The sequence below is a fragment of the Cupriavidus sp. 01L415 genome, from assembly GCF_056400065.1.
In genome coordinates this window covers 1-17,389 of record NZ_JBFTSP010000056.1, presented here as the reverse complement: position 1 = coordinate 17,389, position 17,389 = coordinate 1, and the positions used below count along the sequence as shown (strand labels likewise).

Sequence of the window (17,389 nt, the reverse complement as noted above, 5' to 3'; positions counted from 1 at the left end):
GCTTCCTGTTCGTCAGGCCAGCGCTTTGCCTCGGACTTCCTTCAGACTCCCAGTCGCCCGGGAAACCCTTGTCTCTGGCTAACACTTCCCCTTGCCGGGTGTGTAAGGGACTTGCACCCTCAAGTGAGTGCGCCCTGCCGGGCGCACCATGAAAATGCCCCGGCAGTTGAACTGCCAGGGCATTGATTTCGCGGATTGGGCCATCGGAGATAGGTGGAAGCGGCCCCTTGTTCAGCCCTTTGATCAGTCTGCTTTATTCCGATGCCAGCACGCCGTAAGGGTGCACATGGATCTGATTGACGACGTCGCTCACGCCATAGGTGTCGTCCGCGATGTCTTCCACCCGATACTTCACGCGCCGGTTCACGACCGATCCGGTCAGCGTCACCACGCCGGCGATCACTGTCACCGTTACCTCGCTCACGTCCAGTTCCGGCGCATGGGCCAGGCGTTCGCAGACTTCCTCGCGGATACGCTCGTCAGAACGCGTGTAGTTCTTCGGCCCGGTGGGGCGCGCATACCGTTCGCCCCGTGCATCCCGCTCGTATCCATAAGCCGATACGCGCTCCTGACCGTAGACCGGCTCGCCACGTGACCGTTGCCGGTCCGTGCGCACCGCGTCGCCTTCATATCCACTTTCGTAGCTGCCGCGCGTGCCCTGCCAGCGTTCCGGCGGCCCCGGCATCTCGTCGCGCGAAGCACGCGCGCCAGCCGTGTAGCCATCCTCGTAGCCGGTGCTGTAGGCACTGACGTAACCACGCTCATGCGGCGAACTCTCGTCGCGCGCTTCGTCCTGGACCGAGCGGCCCGGATAATAGACCGTGGCATGGCGCGAACGCCATCCATCACTCAATTGCGCCGTACGGCCGCGCCGCCATGCACCGTTGTCGCGGTCTTCGGCGTTCCGCCAGGTATCGGTGTCGTAGGGATTGCGTTCGCCGGTATTGCCGTAGCGACCGGCCGACAAGTCGCGGCGGCGCCAGTGATGATCGTCGCCCGGCACGTGGCCATAGCCTTCCTCGTAGCCGCCGTAGCGCTGGTCCGGCCAACGGCGACGGCCGTAGTCGTCAGATCGGTTCATTGCGTCCCTCCTTGGGTGAGGGGCAGCACACGGCGGCCCCGATACCTTGGGGAACGGCAAGTTTCATACCGAGCGGCGCGCCGAACGGATGTGGCCCGGTGGCCACGCTCGCCGTGCAGTTTCTACAAGCCCTGCGCGCACGAATGGCGCTGGCATCCGCAGCGCCGCTGGCCGGGGATGGCGCGTTCTTGTCGCCGAGTGCGGGTAGCGCGGCGGACTGACCCGCGTCTACTTGGGCGTCGCGTGCATCGCGCTGTCCGCGCTGTGTGGCGCAATCAGCCGCAAACCGCTGGCGATGGCCGCCACGCCGGCAAATCCCGCACCGAGGGACAACGCAAGTGTCGGCCCATGTTTGCCGGCGATGCCGAACGACAACGCCACGAGCGCGGCACCCGTCGCCTGGCCCAGCAGCCGCGCGGTCGCGATCACGCCGCTCGCGCCGCCTGCCCGCTCACGCGGCGCGCTGGCCATCAGCGCCTTCAGGTTCGGCGACTGGAAGAAGCCGAAACCCGCGCCGCAGATCGCCATGCGAATGCCAATGTTGAGCACGCTCGCATCGGCCGGCATCATCGCCAGCGACACCATGCCCACCGACATGATGGCCAGCCCCACGCCACCGAGCAGCCCCGGTGGATATCGGTCCGACAGCCGGCCGGCGATGGGCGCCATCAACGCCACCACGGCGGACCACGGCGTCATCAGGAAGCCGGTCTCGATCGGATCGCGGCCCAGCACGTGCTCGAAATAGAATGGCAGCGACACGAAGGCGAGCCCCTGCGCGGCAAACGAGCAGATGGCGGTGAGCGTGGACAGCGCGAACATCGGCCGCCTGAACAGGTCCACCGGCAACATCGGCGCCGGGTGCCCGCGCTCGCGACGCAGCAGGAGCACAAAGGCAATGGCAAACACCGCGGCGGCGGCCACGACGTATTCCGTCGGCTCGCGCTGCACGCCCTCGCCCAACGCGAAGATCAGCGCGGCGAAGGTGATGACGTTGAGAATGGCTGCCACCGGATCAAAGCCATGGCTGCTGCGTTTTGTCTGGGGCAACGAAGGCCACGCAATTGCCAGTGCCAGCAGGCCGATTGGCAGGTTCACGGCAAACAGCCACGGCCAGGGCCCGAGCGACAGGATGATCGACGCCACGGTTGGTCCCACGGCAAACGAAACCCCGACGACCAGCGCGTTGAGGCCGACCCCGCGTCCCAGCCTGTGGATCGGGAAGATGGCGCTGATCAGCGCCGTGTTGACACTCATGATGGCGGCGGCGCCGACGCCTTGCAGCACGCGTGCGGCGGCCAGCGACGGCAGCGACCACGCCATCGCGCAGACCACGGACGAGATGATGAACAGGATCACGCCGCCCAGATAGATGCGGCGATGGCCAAGAATGCCGCCGAGCGCGGCAAACGGCAGCAGCGTGGCCACCATCGCCAGCTGATACGCATTGATGATCCACACCGAGGCCGCCGGGGTACTGTGGAGATCGGCCGCAATGGCCGGCAGCGCGGTGTTGGCGATGGCGGTATCCAGCGTGGCCAGCGCGACGGCGATCATGATGGCCGCCATGCCGCGCTTTTCGCGCGCGGTCATGGGGGTGTGCTGAGGAATGTGGGGCGAGGCGTCCGGGGTGGCGGGCTGCGGCGGGGTGGCGTTGTTCTGCACGGTCGGAGGTAGCGGGAAAGCGGTGGGGGCGATGGGGGCATCGGCGATCGGGCGACCCCGTCGGCCAGGCGGGCCGATATTGTCACCAGATCGAGACAATACGGGAAAACGCGCGGACGTGCTGGCGCCGATTCAGCGTGCGCTTAATTGCCGGAGGCGCCCTCTTCGCCTGTTTCGCCGCGTTTTGCGGCGAACTCCGTCGAAACCCAGTCCAGGAAGACGCGAACGCGGGGCGACAACTGGCGACTGCGCGGATAGAGCAACGACATCGGCATCACCGGCGGGGGCAGTTCCGGCAACACGATGACGAGCGTGCCGCGCGCGATGTCGTCCTCGACGTGATAGCGGGGCACCTGGATCAGCCCCAGCCCCAGCCGGCAGGCCGCGGCAAAACTCTCCGCGCCGCTCATGGTCACCGGTGCCGGTAACATCACGTCCCGCCGGGCGCCACCGACCATGAACTCCAGCGGCAGCACGCCCCCGGTCAGCGTCGACCGGAATCCAACCATGCGATGGCCGTTCAGCTCATCCAGCGATTCCGGGCGCCCAAAACGGGAAAGATAGTCCGGCGAGGCCAGCGTGACCTGGGTCAGGCGCGCCACGCGTCGCGCCACCATCTCGCTGTCTTGCGGTTCGCCGGCGCGAAGCACGCAGTCGATGCCTTCGCGCACCAGGTCGACCAACCGGTCGCCTTCGCTCATCTGGAATTCGATATCGGGGTAACGGGCCAGGAACGCCGGCAGCGCGGGAAACAGGAAGCGCCGCGCCAGTTGGCCCTGCACGTCCACGCGGAGTTGCCCCTTCGGGCTGACGCCGGCAAAGCCCGATTCCGCCTCCTCGAAGTCGGCCAGCAGGCGCAGGCAGCGCTGGAAATAGGCTTCGCCGTCGAGCGTCGGGCTGACGTGGCGCGTGGTCCGCTGCAACAGGCGCACACCGAGCCGCGTCTCCAGTTGCTTGACGGCGTCCGTCACCGACGAGCGCGGCAAATCCAGGTCCTGCGCGGCCGCCGTGAAGCTGCGCCGCTCCACGATGCGCGTGAACACGCGCATGGCATCGATCCGGTCCATATGGATTGTTCGACTTTTCGAATGATGATGGCGAATATTGCCCGTTTATCTGGTGATTCGGAAGATCTATCTTTGCTTCACCTTCACTGATTTCGGAACCGAGGCCAACCATGACCGAGCAAGCCACCACCCAGCAAACCAACCGTGTCGCCATCGTCACTGGCGCATCCCGCGGCATCGGCGCGGCCATAGCCGAGCGCCTGGCACGCGACGGCTTTACCGTGATCGTCAACTACGCCAGTGGCGCGGCGCCGGCCGAAGCGCTGGTGCGCAAGATCGAAGCCGCGGGCGGCCGCGCCATGACGGCGCAGGCCGACGTGTCGGACGCCGCCGCGGTGGCGCGCATGTTTGACGCCGCCGAAACCGCGTTTGGCGGCGTGGACGTCATCGTCAACAACGCGGGCGTCATGGGGTTACGCACCATCGCGGACGCGGACGACGCCCTGTTTGACGGCATCATGCAGATCAATCTGCGGGGCGCGTTCCATGGCATGCGCGAAGCCGCACGCCGGCTGCGCAGCGGCGGTCGCATCATCAATTTCTCGACGAGCGTGATCGGGTTGCGGATGGAGCAGTACGGGATCTACGCGGCATCCAAGGCGGCAGTGGAAGCCATGACGGCGGTCCTGTCGAAGGAGATGCGCGGACGCGGCGTGACGGTCAACGCGGTGGCGCCCGGCCCCACCGCGACGGACCTGTTCCTGGATGGCAAGTCGCCCGAGTTGATCGACAAGCTGGCGAAGCTCAATCCGCTGGAGCGGCTGGGCACGCCCGAGGATATCGCCGCGACGGTGTCGTTCCTGGCCGGGCCTGACGGCGGCTGGATCAACGGCCAGGTGCTGCGCGCCAACGGCGGCATGATCTGATCCTCACTGCGTCCGGGCGCCCGGCGGTCCTGGCCGGGTGCTTTCCGGGGACGCCCTCCGGCCGGAACTCAGTACTTCATCTGCACGTCGTCGACGCGCTGCGTGCGCGTGTTGTAGATGCAGGTGTAGCGGAAGGACATGGCGTCGTCGGTGGCGTCGGGCTCGAACGTGCCTTCACCATTGATGCCGGTCTGCGTGGCTGACTGCTGGAAAACGCGCTCGCGGTCCGGCATCAGCATGACGGCGCCCGGTTGCGGGAAGCGGGTCTTGACGGCGTTGGCCACTACCTTTTCGCAGGCATTGCCGGCCGCGTCCATTTGCGCGCGGCTGATACCGCCGTAGGCCCCCGACGGCGGTGTGATCGTGTTGGGCGGGGACGGCATGCGTTGGGGCGGCGCTGGCGGCGGCGTGGTGCAGGCAGCCAGCAGGCTGGCCGCGGCCAGGCAAAGGCGAGGAAAACGTGGCATCGGGTCGGGTCCGGAATCGGCGGAAAGAACCGTCGGAGGACGGGTGCTATCCCAAGGACTCTATGCCAGGAATGCTTTGGGAGCAACCTGGCCGCCCCCTTTCGATGCCCTGCTACTGGCGGGCAGTCAGCGCCGCGCGCTTCTGCTTGACCCGCGCAATTTCCGCCAGCTGGGCCTCGAATTCGTCGATCGTGCAGCGCTCGGTCTCCGTCAGCTTGCTGCGATCCACGTGCGCCAGCAATACGCCGAGCGCATCGCCCATCTTGCCGATCTGATGCCCGTACGAGCCCACCTCGTCGAGGATGCGCGCTTCCATTTCAGGATTGGTGCTGCGGCCCAGATTGATGTTGATCAGGCCGAACTGGCCGCCGACGGTACGCACAAACCAGTTCCACGGATTGATCGACTGGATGACGTCACCGGACAAGGGCAGGCGGAAATCGGGCATGGCGGCTCCTTTCTGGCAAGGCGTTGCGACGCAACACCGAAAGTAGCAGCGTAGGATACCGGGCAAACCAGCGCCAGTGGGGCGCCAGCGCGGCGCCACCAGCCTCAGGTCATTCCGCCGTCGTCGCGCGAGCCGTCCGCCCGGTCATGAACGACGCCGCGGACGACAACCGCGCGCGCGTGCGCTCATCGGCCGCGGGACCCGCCGTCACCACGTGGCGCCGGCCCATCTGCAACGGCTCGCCGCTGTCGCCATCGACGAGCACCGGGGTCACGATCTTGCCGGTTTCCCGGTCCGCGATCTGCACGCTCGCCCCTTCCGGCGCGAAATTGCGATTGCCCCAGGCCATCAGCGCCAGCAGCACGGGCCGGAAATCGCGGCCGCATTCCGTCAGCACGTATTCATAGCGCGGCGGGCGCTCCGAGTACTGGCGCTTTTCCAGCAGGCCCTCTTCCACCAGCCCGTTCAGGCGCCGCGTCAGCATATTGGGCGCGATGTCGAGGTTGCGCTGGAATTCGTCGAAACGCGTGGTCCCGTAGAACGCATCGCGCATGATCATGATGCTCCACCACTCTCCCACGCGCTCCAGGCTGCGGGCGATGGGGCACTGCATGTTTCGGAAAGTCTTGCGTTGCATGGTCGTTGGGCTCCGGCGCGTCAGGTTCTGTACTGCACGCATTGGCCGCGCATTGGCGGATTTCCCGTCGATGATACTCGCAGCATGCTAGTTACTGGGGATTCGGCGGCGTTGGAGGTCGGTATGCGCGCAGGCCGCGCAGGCGTCGCGCGGCGGCGGCTGGGCCGAGATCGTGGGCAAATCCGGCGGGATGTGCACTATAACTATCGGACAGGGCCGGCGCCGGGGCGTGCCGGCCCTGTCGCAATGTGCCGTGACATATATGCCCATCGCCCTGCCGGAGGGACAGCGCCATGCTGGAAGACCGATATGGATTACCTCTGTCGACCGCATCGCAGGCGGCGCGTGATGCCTATGTGGCTGGCGTCGACAGCGTGATCTCGGGTGTTGCCGGATACCGGGGACACCTCGCCACCGCCATCGACAACGCCCCGGATTTCGCCCTCGCTCATATCGCGCTGGCGCGCGGCATGTTTCTCGATGCCGACGTGGCCCCGGCACGGACACTGGCGGCCAAGGCGCGTGAACTCGCCGCATCCACCACGCCACGCGAGCAAAGTCATATCGATGCGCTGGCGTTGAGCATAGAGGGCAAGCCGGTTCAGGCGATGCAGGCGATGCACGCGCATCTAAAAACCTGGCCCCGGGACGCGATGGTGCTGGCCCCCGCGACCAGCGTCTTCGGCTTGTATGGTTTCAGTGGCGACGCCGATCACGAAGAGCAGCTCTACCAGTTGCTGGCATCGCTGGCGCCGGCGTACGGGCAGGACTGGTGGTTCGAAGCCGTATACGGCTTTGCCGCCTGCGAGACCGGCCGTCTCGACCAGGCGTGGACGTTGCTCGAACGCGCGCTGGCGGCCAATCCGCGCCATGCCCATGCCGCGCATTTCCGCGTCCACGTGATGTATGAGCGCGGCGAATCGGCGATGGCCCTCGATTTCCTGGAAGACTGGATGCCGCGGCTCGACAAGCGCAGCCTGACCCACTGCCACCTGTCGTGGCACGTGGCGCTGGCCGCGCTGGCTGTGGGCCGGTCGGATCGCGCCTGGGAGGTATATCGCTCCAGCGTGCATCCGGGCGGCGCATGGGGGCCGCCCATCAATGTGGTCACCGATTCGGTATCCTTCCTCTGGCGCGCCGAACTGGCTGGCCAGCCGCGCAACGACGCAGCCTGGCGCGAGGTCCGCGCACATGCGCAAAGCAGCTTTCCCAAGGCCGGGTTGGGCTATGCCGATACGCACGCGCTGATTGCCTGCGTCGTCGAGGACGACAACGAAGCCCTGCAAACGCGTCTGGCCGAAATCCGCGACAAGCTCGAGGTGAACAAATACCCGCCCGGCGATGTCGTGATAGGCATCACGGATGGCTTTGCGGCCTATGGCGCCGGCGACTGGGACAGCGCGATTATCGAACTGGAAGCCGCGCGGCCAGAGACCGTCCGTATCGGCGGCAGTCGCGCGCAACGCGACCTCATCGACCTGACGCTGGTTGCCGCGTATCTGCGGGCAAACCGGATCGAAGATGCCAGACGCATGATTGCGCAGCGGCCCGGGCGACAGGCCGCCGTCCCGGTGATGGGTTACCAATGAGGGGACGCCTGATGGCTGATGGCATGCCTGACGGCTGGTGCCTGATGCGTGATATCACATGCGAAGGCCGCCGGCTCAACCGGCGGCCTTCACGCGTGGTGGACAGCCAGCCAGCTGCCCCCTGAAGCACGCCCTCAACTCACCGCCCGCGCCTCGCCTTCCGCCTCGCGGGCCAGCACCGGCACCAGCGCCGCACCGGTATGGCTCGCCTTGATCCGCAACAGGGCCTCCGGATCCGCCGCGCCGACGATCGTCCCGCCCGCCGCACCGCCTTCCGGTCCCAGGTCGATGATCCAGTCCGCCTCGGCAATCACGTCCAGGTCGTGCTCGATCACCACCACGCTGTGGCCGCCATCGGCCAGTCGGTGCAGCACGCGGATCAGCCGTGCCACGTCGGCCATATGCAGCCCCACGGTCGGTTCATCCAGCACGTACAGCGTGTGCGGCGCCTTCTGGCCGCGGCGCGTGATGTCGTCGCGGACCTTGGAAAGCTCGGTCACCAGCTTGATCCGCTGCGCCTCGCCGCCGGACAGCGTGGGCGATGGCTGCCCCAGCGTCAGGTAGCCAAGCCCCACGTCCTTCATCAGTTGCAGCGGATGCGAGATCTGCGTCATGGCCGAGAAGAACTCCACGGCTTCGTCGATCTCCATCGTCAGCACGTCGCCGATGTTCTTGCCGCGCCAGGTGACCGCCAGCGTTTCCGGATTGAAGCGCTGGCCGTGGCAGACGTCGCAGAGCACCTTGACGTCAGGCAGGAAGCTCATGCCGATGGTGCGCACGCCCTGGCCCTCGCAGGCCGGGCAGCGTCCCTCGCCCGTATTGAACGAGAACCGCGACGCCTTGTAGCCGCGCGCCTTCGCTTCCAGCGTTTCCGCGAACAGCTTGCGGATGGCATCCCACACGCCGATATACGTAGCCGGACACGAGCGCGGCGTCTTACCGATCGGGGTCTGATCCACTTCCAGCACCCGATCGACGGACTCCCAGCCGGTGATGGATTCGCAGCCATGCCACGCGTGCTCCACGCTGAGCGCCCGCGTCGCCGTCGGCTTGCCAGCCTTCTCCGCAGCCGCCCGGGCGCGGCGCGTGGCCGGCGACGACATCACCGACCGCCCCACCGCATCGAGCAGGTTGGTCATCAGCACATCGCGCGCCAGCGTGGATTTGCCCGAACCGGAGACGCCCGTAATGGCCACCAGGCGCGACAGCGGAATCCGCGCCGTGACGTCGCGCAGGTTGTGCAGGTGCGCGCCATGGACGGTCAGCCACTGCGCGGGCTCGGCTTCCTTGCCCGCCCGTGCGGGCTTCACCACGCGCCGCGCCTGTAAAGGATGGATGATCGGCCGCGCCAGGAACTGGCCGGTGGTCGAATCCGGTGCGGCCGCCAGCGCCGCCACGCCGCCCTGCGCCACCAGGTGGCCGCCGCGCTTGCCGGCGCCCGGACCGATGTCGATGATGTGGTCGGCGCGGCGGATCGTGTCCTCGTCGTGCTCCACCACCACCAGCGTGTTGCCCTTGTCGCCCAGCTTACGCAGCGCGTCCAGCAGGATCTGGTTGTCGCGCGGATGCAGGCCGATGGTCGGCTCGTCCAGCACATAGCACACGCCCTGCAGGTTGCTGCCGAGCTGCGCGGCCAGACGGATCCGCTGCGCCTCGCCGCCGGAAAGGCTCGGCGCGGCGCGATCCAGGCTCAGGTAACCCAGGCCCACCTCTTCCAGGAACTGCAGGCGGCTGGCGATCTCGGTGACGACGTCGCGCGCGATCTCCGCGTCGCGGCCGGTCAGGCGTAATGCGTCCACCCAGCGGCGAGTGTCGGACACGGTCCACTGCGCCACGTCGGTGATCGCATTCGTATCGAACGTCACCGCGCGCGCCACCGCATTCAGGCGCGTGCCGCCGCAATCGGCGCATGGCGTGTCGCCCACGCCTTCCGGCTCCTGCTCCTCCGACGGCAGGCTCTGCTCCCGGCCGCGGTCATCGCCGCCCAGCACGGTATCGTCATACACGGCGCGCTGTTCGCGCGTCAGCGCGAGACCGGTGCCCACGCAGGTGGAACACCAGCCGTGCTTGCTGTTGTACGAGAACATGCGCGGGTCGAGTTCCGGATAGCTGGTGCCGCAGACCGGGCAGGCGCGCTTGGTCGAAAAAACCTTGGTCTCGCCCACATGGCCCGTACCGCTGCCGCCGTGCATGGCGTCATGCAGCCCGTCGAGCGGCGCCAGCAAATGCATCACGCCCTTGCCCACTTCCAGCGTCTGGTCCAGCAGCGCGCGCAGTTGCGCCTCGTTGTCCGGCGAAACGACGATGTCGCCCACCGGCAGCTCGATCGTGTGCTCGCGGAACCGGTCCAGCCGTGGCCACGGGTCCACCGGCAGGAACTCGCCGTCCACGCGCAGGTGGGTGTTGCCCCGCGCGCGGGCCCACTTGGCCAGATCCGTATAGACGCCCTTGCGGTTCACCACCAGCGGCGCCAGCAGGCCAACGTGCTGGCCGCGATAATCCCGCAGCAACTGGGCAGCGATCGACGCAGGACTTTGCGATTTCACCGGTGCGCCGTCGTGGACGCAATGCTGGATGCCCAGCTTCACATACAGCAGGCGCAGGAAGTGCCAGACTTCCGACGTGGTCGCCACCGTGCTCTTGCGGCCACCGCGCGACAGGCGCTGCTCGATGGCCACCGTCGGCGGAATGCCATAGACGGCGTCCACCTCCGGCCGCCCGGCCGGCTGCACGATCGATCGCGCGTAGGCGTTGAGGGACTCCAGGTAACGGCGCTGGCCCTCATGGAACAGGATGTCGAATGCCAGCGTCGACTTGCCGGAACCGGACACGCCGGTGATCACATTGAACTTGCCGTGCGGGATATCGACGTTGAGCGCCTTGAGGTTGTGCTCGTGCGCATTGACGATGCGCACCACGCCCTCGCCCTCGACGGCGCGACGCGCCCGGGCGGCCTGCACCGCCGCCTGCAGCGGCAGGCCGTGCGAGGCGATCTCCGCGCGCTCGGCGGCCAGCGTGCCGGCCTCGCCCATCGCGGCGTCATACTGGATCAGCGCCTGGCCGGTATGGGAATCGGCGCAGGCCTTGACGTCTTCCGGCGTGCCCACGCAGAGCACTTCGCCGCCCGCGTCGCCGCCTTCCGGGCCCAGGTCGATCAGCCAGTCCGCCGCGCGGATCACGTCGAGGTTGTGCTCGATCACGATCAGCGAATGACCACCGTCCAGCAGCTTGCCGAACGCGCGCATCAGCTTGGCGATATCGTCGAAATGCAGGCCCGTGGTTGGCTCGTCGAACATGAACAGCCGCTTCGGCAGGATCACCGCCTTGCGGTTCCTGACCGGTTGCGCCTGCGCGGTTTCCGCCAGGAAGCCCGCCAGTTTCAGGCGCTGGGCCTCGCCACCGGAGAGTGTCGGCACCGGCTGCCCCAGCTTCACGTATTCCAGGCCGACGTCGGCGATTGGCGCCAGCACGCGCAGCACGCCGGGATCGTCGGCAAACAGCGCGGTGGCCTCGCTGACGGTGAGTTCCAGCACATCGGCTACGCTCAGCGTGCGCGGCGACTGGCCGCGTGCGGCGCGCTCGATCTTCACCTCGAGTACTTCCGCGCGATAGCGAGTGCCGTCGCAGTCCGGGCAACGCAGATAGACGTCGGAGAGGAACTGCATCTCCACATGCTCGAAGCCCGAGCCGCCGCAGGTCGGGCAACGGCCATCGCCCGAGTTGAAGCTGAACGTGCCGGCCGTATAGCCGCGCTGCAGCGCCAGTGGCGCCTTGGCAAACAGCTTGCGGATCTCGTCGAACGCGCCCACGTAGCTGGCCGGGTTCGACCGCGCGGTCTTGCCGATCGGCGACTGGTCGACGAACACGACGTCATCCACCTGCTCCACGCCGGTCAGGTCGCGGAACGCACCCGGAGATTCCGTGGCCTTGCCAAAGTGCCGCGCCATGGCCGGGTACAGCACGTCCTGCAACAGCGTGGACTTGCCCGATCCCGACACGCCAGTCACGCAGACCAGGCGGTTCAGCGGGATTTCCACGGTCACATCGCGCAGGTTGTGCTCGGAGGCACCCTCCAGCACGACGCGTGGCGTACTGGCGTCTACCGGACGGGTGATCCAGTGCGACGTGTCTGTGACCAGCCGGCGGCCACCGAGGTAGTCGCCCGTCAGCGTGTGCTCCCCCCGGATGCGCTCGGGCGTGCCGTCGAAGATGATGTTGCCGCCGCGCTCGCCGGGGCCGGGCCCCATGTCGATCAGACGGTCGGCGGCCAGCATCACCGACGGGTCATGCTCGACCACCACCAGCGTGTTGCCAGCGTCGCGCAGCCGGTGCATGGCCTCGACGATGCGGTTGAGGTCGCGTGGATGCAGCCCGATGCTAGGCTCGTCCAGTACGAACAGCGTGTTGACCAGCGAGGTGCCGAGCGCCGTAGTCAGGTTGATCCGCTGCACCTCGCCCCCGGACAGCGTACGGCTCTGGCGATCCAGCGTCAGGTAGCCCAGGCCGACGTCGCACAGGTACTTCAGGCGCGTGCGAACCTCGGCCAGCAGCAGCTTGAGCGCGTCGTCGAGCAGCGCGGTGGGCAGTGTCAGGTCATCGAAGAAGCGGCGGATGCGCGCGATCGGCATCAGCATCAGGTCGTGCACGGTCAGGCCCGGCAGCGCTTCCAGCTGCGTGCGGTCCCAGTCCACGCCGCGCGGCAGGAAGCGATGCGCCGGGGGTAACACGGCATCGGCATTGTCGCGGGAACCCAGGCGCCAGAGCATCGATTCCGTCTTCAGGCGTGCGCCGCCGCAGGTCTCGCACGGCGTGTAGCTGCGGTACTTCGACAAGAGCACGCGGATGTGCATCTTGTACGCCTTGGACTCCAGGTAGCTAAAGAACCGCATCACGCCATACCACTGCTTGTTCCACTGCCCGTTCCAGTCCGGCGAGCCGTGGATTACCCAGTGCTGCTCGGCCTCGCTGAGCTGGTTCCACGGCAGGTCGCGCGGGATGCCGGCACGCGCGGCGTAGCGCATCAGGTCATCCTGGCATTCCTTCCAGGCCGGCGTCTGCATCGGCTTGATCGCGCCGTCACGCAGGGACTTGCGGCCATCGGGAATCACTAGGCCCAGGTCCACGCCAATCACGCGGCCGAAGCCACGGCAGGTCTCGCATGCGCCGTAGGCGGAGTTGAACGAAAAGAGGGCCGGTTGCGGATCGGCGTAGCGGATATCGCTTTCGGGGCTGTGCAGGCCGGTGGAGAACTTCCAGACCGGGCCATCGCCCTCGTCCGGCACCACACTCACGCTCACGCGGCCGCCGCCCCGCTTGAGCGAGGCCTCGATGGCCTCCAGGGCGCGCGCCTTGTCGACATTGCCGATCCGGAAGCGGTCGGCCACCACGTCCAGCACCTTGCGGTTGCCCGTGGGCGACTGCACGACGCGCTGGCCATGCACGCGCGTATAGCCACTGACGGACAGCCACTGTTCCACTTCCTCGTCCGTGGCCGACTCAGGCAATTCCACGGGGAACGTCACCACCAGCCGCGCGTCCGCAAACGGCTGGCCGGCGGCCGTGCGGGCCACCAGTTCGGCGTAAATCGTTTCGGGTGAATCGTGGCGTACCGGCAGTGCGGTCTGGCGGTCGAACAGCTCCGACGCGCGCGCATACAGCAGCTTCAGATGGTCGTTCAGTTCGGTCATGGTGCCGACCGTGGACCGCGAGCTGCGTACCGGATTGGTCTGGTCGATGGCGATGGCGGGTGGCACACCGTCCACCTTGTCCACCTGGGGGCGGTCCATCCGGTCCAGGAACTGGCGGGCGTAGGCGCTGAAAGTCTCGACATAGCGGCGCTGGCCTTCCGCGTAGAGCGTGTCGAATACCAGGCTGGACTTGCCGGAGCCTGACGGGCCCGTGACCACGGTCATCTGGCCCGTATGCAGGTCCAGGTCGACATTCTTGAGATTGTGCTGACGGGCGCCGCGAATGCGGATCGTGCCATGTTCGGACAATTCTGCCTCTCAAATCAAAGGGTTAGGAGCAAAACCGCGGTGCTCTTGCGCCACCAAAACACACCATCATGCCTTAATAAAAACAGACACCTTGAGAAGGGTTTTGGGTGACGGGCAATACCGCCTGCTCCGGCAATGCCGCCACTATACTGTATAAACATACAGTTACCTATGACTGGCGCTGATGTACAAGACCGACAATTTCTCGACGGCCGACATCAGCTACGTGGAATCTCTGGAACGGGGTGGTTCGGCCAGCGTGACCAACGTCAACGCCGGCGAAACTTTCGGTCCGCTCAAGAGCCGCCAGTACGAAATGGGCTTCAAGACGTCAACGTGGCACCACGTACGACGGCTTCGTGCCGCCAGCCGCGAAGCGCCCCTTCCCGCTAGCCTGCGGCCGCCGCGGCCCGTAGCAGGAGCTGCATTGGACCAAGCCTCTCGATCACGCGCATCTGCGCCACGTCCCGCAAAAACAGCGAGCCGGCGAACCCCAGGGCATTGACCGAGATGCCTTCCACGAATTCGCTGGATCGTGGCACCAGTAGCAGCCCTGCGGGCATGATCAGCAGGTTGTACGGCGCTGACTGGTGCAGTCCGCCATCCACATCGATGGTCCGGACACCAACCGCATCGAGCAATGCACGGTAGCGCTCGCACATCGTGCACGCCATCTCGCGCGCGGGCGCTGCGAAGATATCCAGCGGCGCGAACGCATTGGCAAATGCCAGGCCGGGGACGGTGCCGATGGTGCCGGTGATCCGCGCCGACGCCAGCAAGGGGCCGATCGGCAACGCCGGGCCCGCCTCGGCGAGTGGCAGCGGTACGAGCTGCAGATGTTTGTGGGGCTGGCTCGCTCCAGCGGCTGCCCCGCCGTTGTAGAAGCCCAGGCTCCCGAACTCCGCCATGCAAGCTAACAGCGCGGCAAAGTCCGCCACGGTCAGCAATGATTCCTGCGGTTCGAAGCGGCGCGTGACGATGAGCAGGTGATGCTCGATGACGTTGAACTTGTTGAGCAACGCCACGTGGGTGTTGGAGATATCCGAAACAAACAGATCGGGGTCATAGGGAAGGAATGGATTGGCCCCGGCACTGACCGTTCCGCGTGCTTTGTCCTTGCGGGCCAGGCTCGACACCTGGCGGACCAGAAACCGCACGCCGCCATCCTCGATCGACGACTGGACGGTTTCGATCGGACACAACGCCCCTCTCTGCAGGGCGTGTGCCGTCCGTTGCACGATGGCCGGCCACAGTGTGCCGGGCTGAAAGTCTGAATGGTGCATGGCCCCCTTGCGCTCCCACTGCAGCATAGATTCTCCAGCGGGAGTTCTCAACTGATGGGGGCGCAGCGGACCTGAAACGCCTTGGTGGTGGGGTTGCGGTGCTGGCCTCAGGCGGCTCTGGTTTCGCTCAAGGTCGGGTAATCGGTGTAGCCCTGCGCCGTGCCGCCGAAGAAGCCATTGCGGTCAGCCTCGTTCATCGGCGCGTTGGCCTTCAGGCGGTCGACGAAGTCTGGATTCGCAAGCGTCATTTGGCCGTAGGACTCCAGATCCGCCAGCCCAGACGCCACGTCGGCCCCGATCTGCTCACGCGGGCGACCCGGCCGGTTCAGGATCAGCGAGCCCTTCCAGCGCTTGCGGATATCGGCCAGCAGCGGGTCGTTGCCCTGATGCATGATGTGCAGGTAGGCCAGTCCCAGCTTGTCGAGCTCGGCGACCAGGTAGCGGTACAGATCCGGCACTTCGTCACCTTCGTCGATCCCCCACATGGTCGTGCCGGGCGAGAGGCGGATCGCGGTGCGATCGCCGCCGATTTCTTCGGCAATCGCGGTGGCGACTTCGATGGCGAAGCGGGCGCGGTTCTCGATCGAACCACCGTATGCGTCCGTGCGCGTGTTCGCGCTCGGTGCGAAGAACTGCTGGATCAGATAGGCATTCGCGCCGTGGATTTCGACACCATCGGCGCCGGCCTCGACCGCGCGACGGGCCGCATGGCGGAAATCCTCGACGGTCCGGTGCACTTCCGCAGTGGTCAGCGCACGCGGCACGGGAATGTCCTGCATGCCCTTGGCCGTGAACATCCCCGTACCCGGGGCAATCGCCGACGGCGCGACGCCCTCGCGATGATGCGGCGTGTTATCCGGGTGGGACATGCGCCCGGCATGCATGAGCTGGATGAAGATGTGGCCACCCTTGGCATGCACGGCATCGGTGGTCTTCTTCCAGCCGGCGACGTGCGCATCGGTGTAGATGCCCGGCGTGGTCAGGTAGCCCTGTCCATCGTCCGAGGGCTGTGTGCCTTCGGCGACGATCAGGCCAGCGCTGGCGCGTTGGGCGTAATACTCGGCGGCCAGCTCGCCCGGCGTGCCGTCGAATTGGGCACGGCTGCGAGTCATCGGTGCCATGACCAGGCGGTTTTGCAGCGTGTGGCGGCCGACGCGGACGGGATCGAATAGTTTGCTCATGATGACTTCCTCTGATGGATGGAAGGCATCATCGCCTGCTTCCCATTCGGGATAAATATGGTGAGTCGGATAACATTGATCCATTAATGGAGCAATGAACATGGAACTGCTGAACGACATGGCGTTGTTCGTGGAGGTCGTCAAAGCCAGGGGCTTTCGCAGTGCGTCGGAGGCAATGGGCGTGCCGAACTCGACCCTGTCGCGCCGAATCAGCGCGCTGGAGAAGGCGATCGGGTTGCGCCTGCTGCACCGCACAACACGCAAGATCGAATTGACCGAGGCCGGTCAGATTTACTTCGACCGATGCAAGCGCATCGTCGATGAAGCCCGGCTGGCACATGAGCAACTCGGCGAAATGCTCGCGCAGCCCACCGGCGTGCTGCGCGCTTCGCTGCCGGTGGATTTCGCGGTCACCTACCTGGCACCTTTGATCGCCGAGTTTGCTGACCTCTATCCCGGCCTCACTTTCGATTTCGACCTGACGCCCCGACGCGTCGATCTGGTCAGCGAGCCGTTCGACGTGGCGATCCGCATGGGCGAGTCCGAGAACTCGCAACTCATCGCACGCACGCTGGCCTCACTCACGCCTCAACTCTATGCCTCGCCCGGCTACCTTGAAAGGATGGGCGAGCCAGGCGAGCCCGCCGATCTGGGGCGGCGCGAGTGCCTAACCATCCTGAAGGCGGGTTCGTGGACGTTGCACGACGGGAAGCGAACCGCCACGGTTCCGGTGAGTGGGCGGTTCCTCCTCAACAGCGTTGGCATGAGCCGCCGCCTGGCAACGCTCGATATGGGCATCATCCTGATGCCGCGGGAAATCGTCGCGGATGAACTCGCCAGCGGGAAGCTGCGCCAGATCATGCCCGAATGGCAAGGCACGCCGATGCCCGTCTATGCGATCACCGAAACCCGTCTGCTGCCGGCGAAGACACAACGCTTCATCGAGTTCCTTCGGGAGCGTCTAGTGTCCTGTCCCGCAAATAACTGGCATTAGTCTTGCATCCCGTTTCGGCATTTTGGGAACGGAGATATCGCGATGATTACGGGCAGACCGAAGGCCGAATTGGTGTTGAGCGAAGATGAACGCGCGCAGTTGCAGGCGTTCGCGC

The 17,389-nt window shown here is 66.2% G+C and carries 12 protein-coding genes; 3 read left to right on the top strand and 9 right to left on the bottom strand.

Going from position 1 to position 17,389, the window contains the following annotated elements; genetic code table 11:
- Nucleotides 1-253: 253 nt before the first annotated feature.
- The 3 genes from AC1DOX_RS30465 to AC1DOX_RS30455 form a co-directional block, all read right to left on the bottom strand.
- Nucleotides 254-1,081: a BON domain-containing protein gene (locus tag AC1DOX_RS30465; protein WP_441624502.1), complete on the bottom strand. Its 828-nt coding sequence runs from the start codon at nt 1,079-1,081 to the stop codon at nt 254-256.
- A gap of 228 nt (nt 1,082-1,309) precedes the next feature.
- Nucleotides 1,310-2,674, bottom strand: a complete 1,365-nt coding sequence (locus AC1DOX_RS30460; protein ID WP_092141467.1) for an MFS transporter — start codon at nt 2,672-2,674, stop codon at nt 1,310-1,312.
- A gap of 215 nt (nt 2,675-2,889) precedes the next feature.
- Complete coding sequence (locus tag AC1DOX_RS30455) at nt 2,890-3,813, bottom strand: LysR family transcriptional regulator (protein WP_441624500.1); 924 nt, start codon at nt 3,811-3,813, stop codon at nt 2,890-2,892.
- Nucleotides 3,814-3,923: 110 nt separating this feature from the next.
- On the opposite strand from AC1DOX_RS30455, the gene AC1DOX_RS30450 reads away from it, so the two are divergent.
- Nucleotides 3,924-4,679, top strand: coding sequence for an SDR family oxidoreductase (locus AC1DOX_RS30450; RefSeq protein ID WP_441624498.1), 756 nt, complete (start codon nt 3,924-3,926; stop codon nt 4,677-4,679).
- Between the two features lie 68 nt (nt 4,680-4,747).
- On the opposite strand, the gene AC1DOX_RS30445 is transcribed toward AC1DOX_RS30450, so the two are convergent.
- From AC1DOX_RS30445 to AC1DOX_RS30435, 3 genes are all read right to left on the bottom strand, one after another.
- Nucleotides 4,748-5,146 (bottom strand): short-chain fatty acid transporter, encoded by a 399-nt coding sequence (locus AC1DOX_RS30445; protein ID WP_441624496.1) that lies wholly within the window; start codon nt 5,144-5,146, stop codon nt 4,748-4,750.
- Between the two features lie 112 nt (nt 5,147-5,258).
- Nucleotides 5,259-5,594: a hypothetical protein gene (locus tag AC1DOX_RS30440; RefSeq protein ID WP_441624494.1), complete on the bottom strand. Its 336-nt coding sequence runs from the start codon at nt 5,592-5,594 to the stop codon at nt 5,259-5,261.
- 109 nt (nt 5,595-5,703) lie between these two features.
- Nucleotides 5,704-6,231 carry a winged helix-turn-helix transcriptional regulator gene (locus AC1DOX_RS30435; protein WP_441624492.1) on the bottom strand — a complete coding sequence of 176 codons (528 nt, stop codon included), beginning with the start codon at nt 6,229-6,231 and terminating at the stop codon, nt 5,704-5,706.
- 293 nt (nt 6,232-6,524) lie between these two features.
- On the opposite strand from AC1DOX_RS30435, the gene AC1DOX_RS30430 reads away from it, so the two are divergent.
- Nucleotides 6,525-7,820 (top strand): tetratricopeptide repeat protein, encoded by a 1,296-nt coding sequence (locus AC1DOX_RS30430; RefSeq protein WP_441624490.1) that lies wholly within the window; start codon nt 6,525-6,527, stop codon nt 7,818-7,820.
- A 134-nt stretch (nt 7,821-7,954) separates the two neighbouring features.
- On the opposite strand, the gene uvrA is transcribed toward AC1DOX_RS30430, so the two are convergent.
- The 3 genes from uvrA to AC1DOX_RS30415 all read right to left on the bottom strand — a co-directional run bounded on the left by uvrA (nt 7,955) and on the right by AC1DOX_RS30415 (nt 16,280).
- Nucleotides 7,955-13,816: an excinuclease ABC subunit UvrA gene (uvrA, locus tag AC1DOX_RS30425; protein WP_441624488.1), complete on the bottom strand. Its 5,862-nt coding sequence runs from the start codon at nt 13,814-13,816 to the stop codon at nt 7,955-7,957.
- A 389-nt stretch (nt 13,817-14,205) separates the two neighbouring features.
- The gene (locus AC1DOX_RS30420) at nt 14,206-15,099 is read right to left on the bottom strand and encodes an ATP adenylyltransferase family protein (protein WP_441624504.1); all 894 of its coding nucleotides are present in this window, start codon (nt 15,097-15,099) and stop codon (nt 14,206-14,208) included.
- Between the two features lie 107 nt (nt 15,100-15,206).
- Entirely contained in the window at nt 15,207-16,280 is a 1,074-nt protein-coding gene (locus tag AC1DOX_RS30415) for an alkene reductase (RefSeq protein WP_441624486.1), read from the bottom strand.
- Between the two features lie 100 nt (nt 16,281-16,380).
- Here AC1DOX_RS30415 and AC1DOX_RS30410 point away from each other — a divergent pair, with 100 nt between their 5' ends.
- A complete protein-coding gene (locus AC1DOX_RS30410; protein WP_441624484.1) occupies nt 16,381-17,274 on the top strand; it encodes a LysR family transcriptional regulator in 894 nt (297 codons plus the stop codon).
- Nucleotides 17,275-17,389 lie beyond the last annotated feature (115 nt).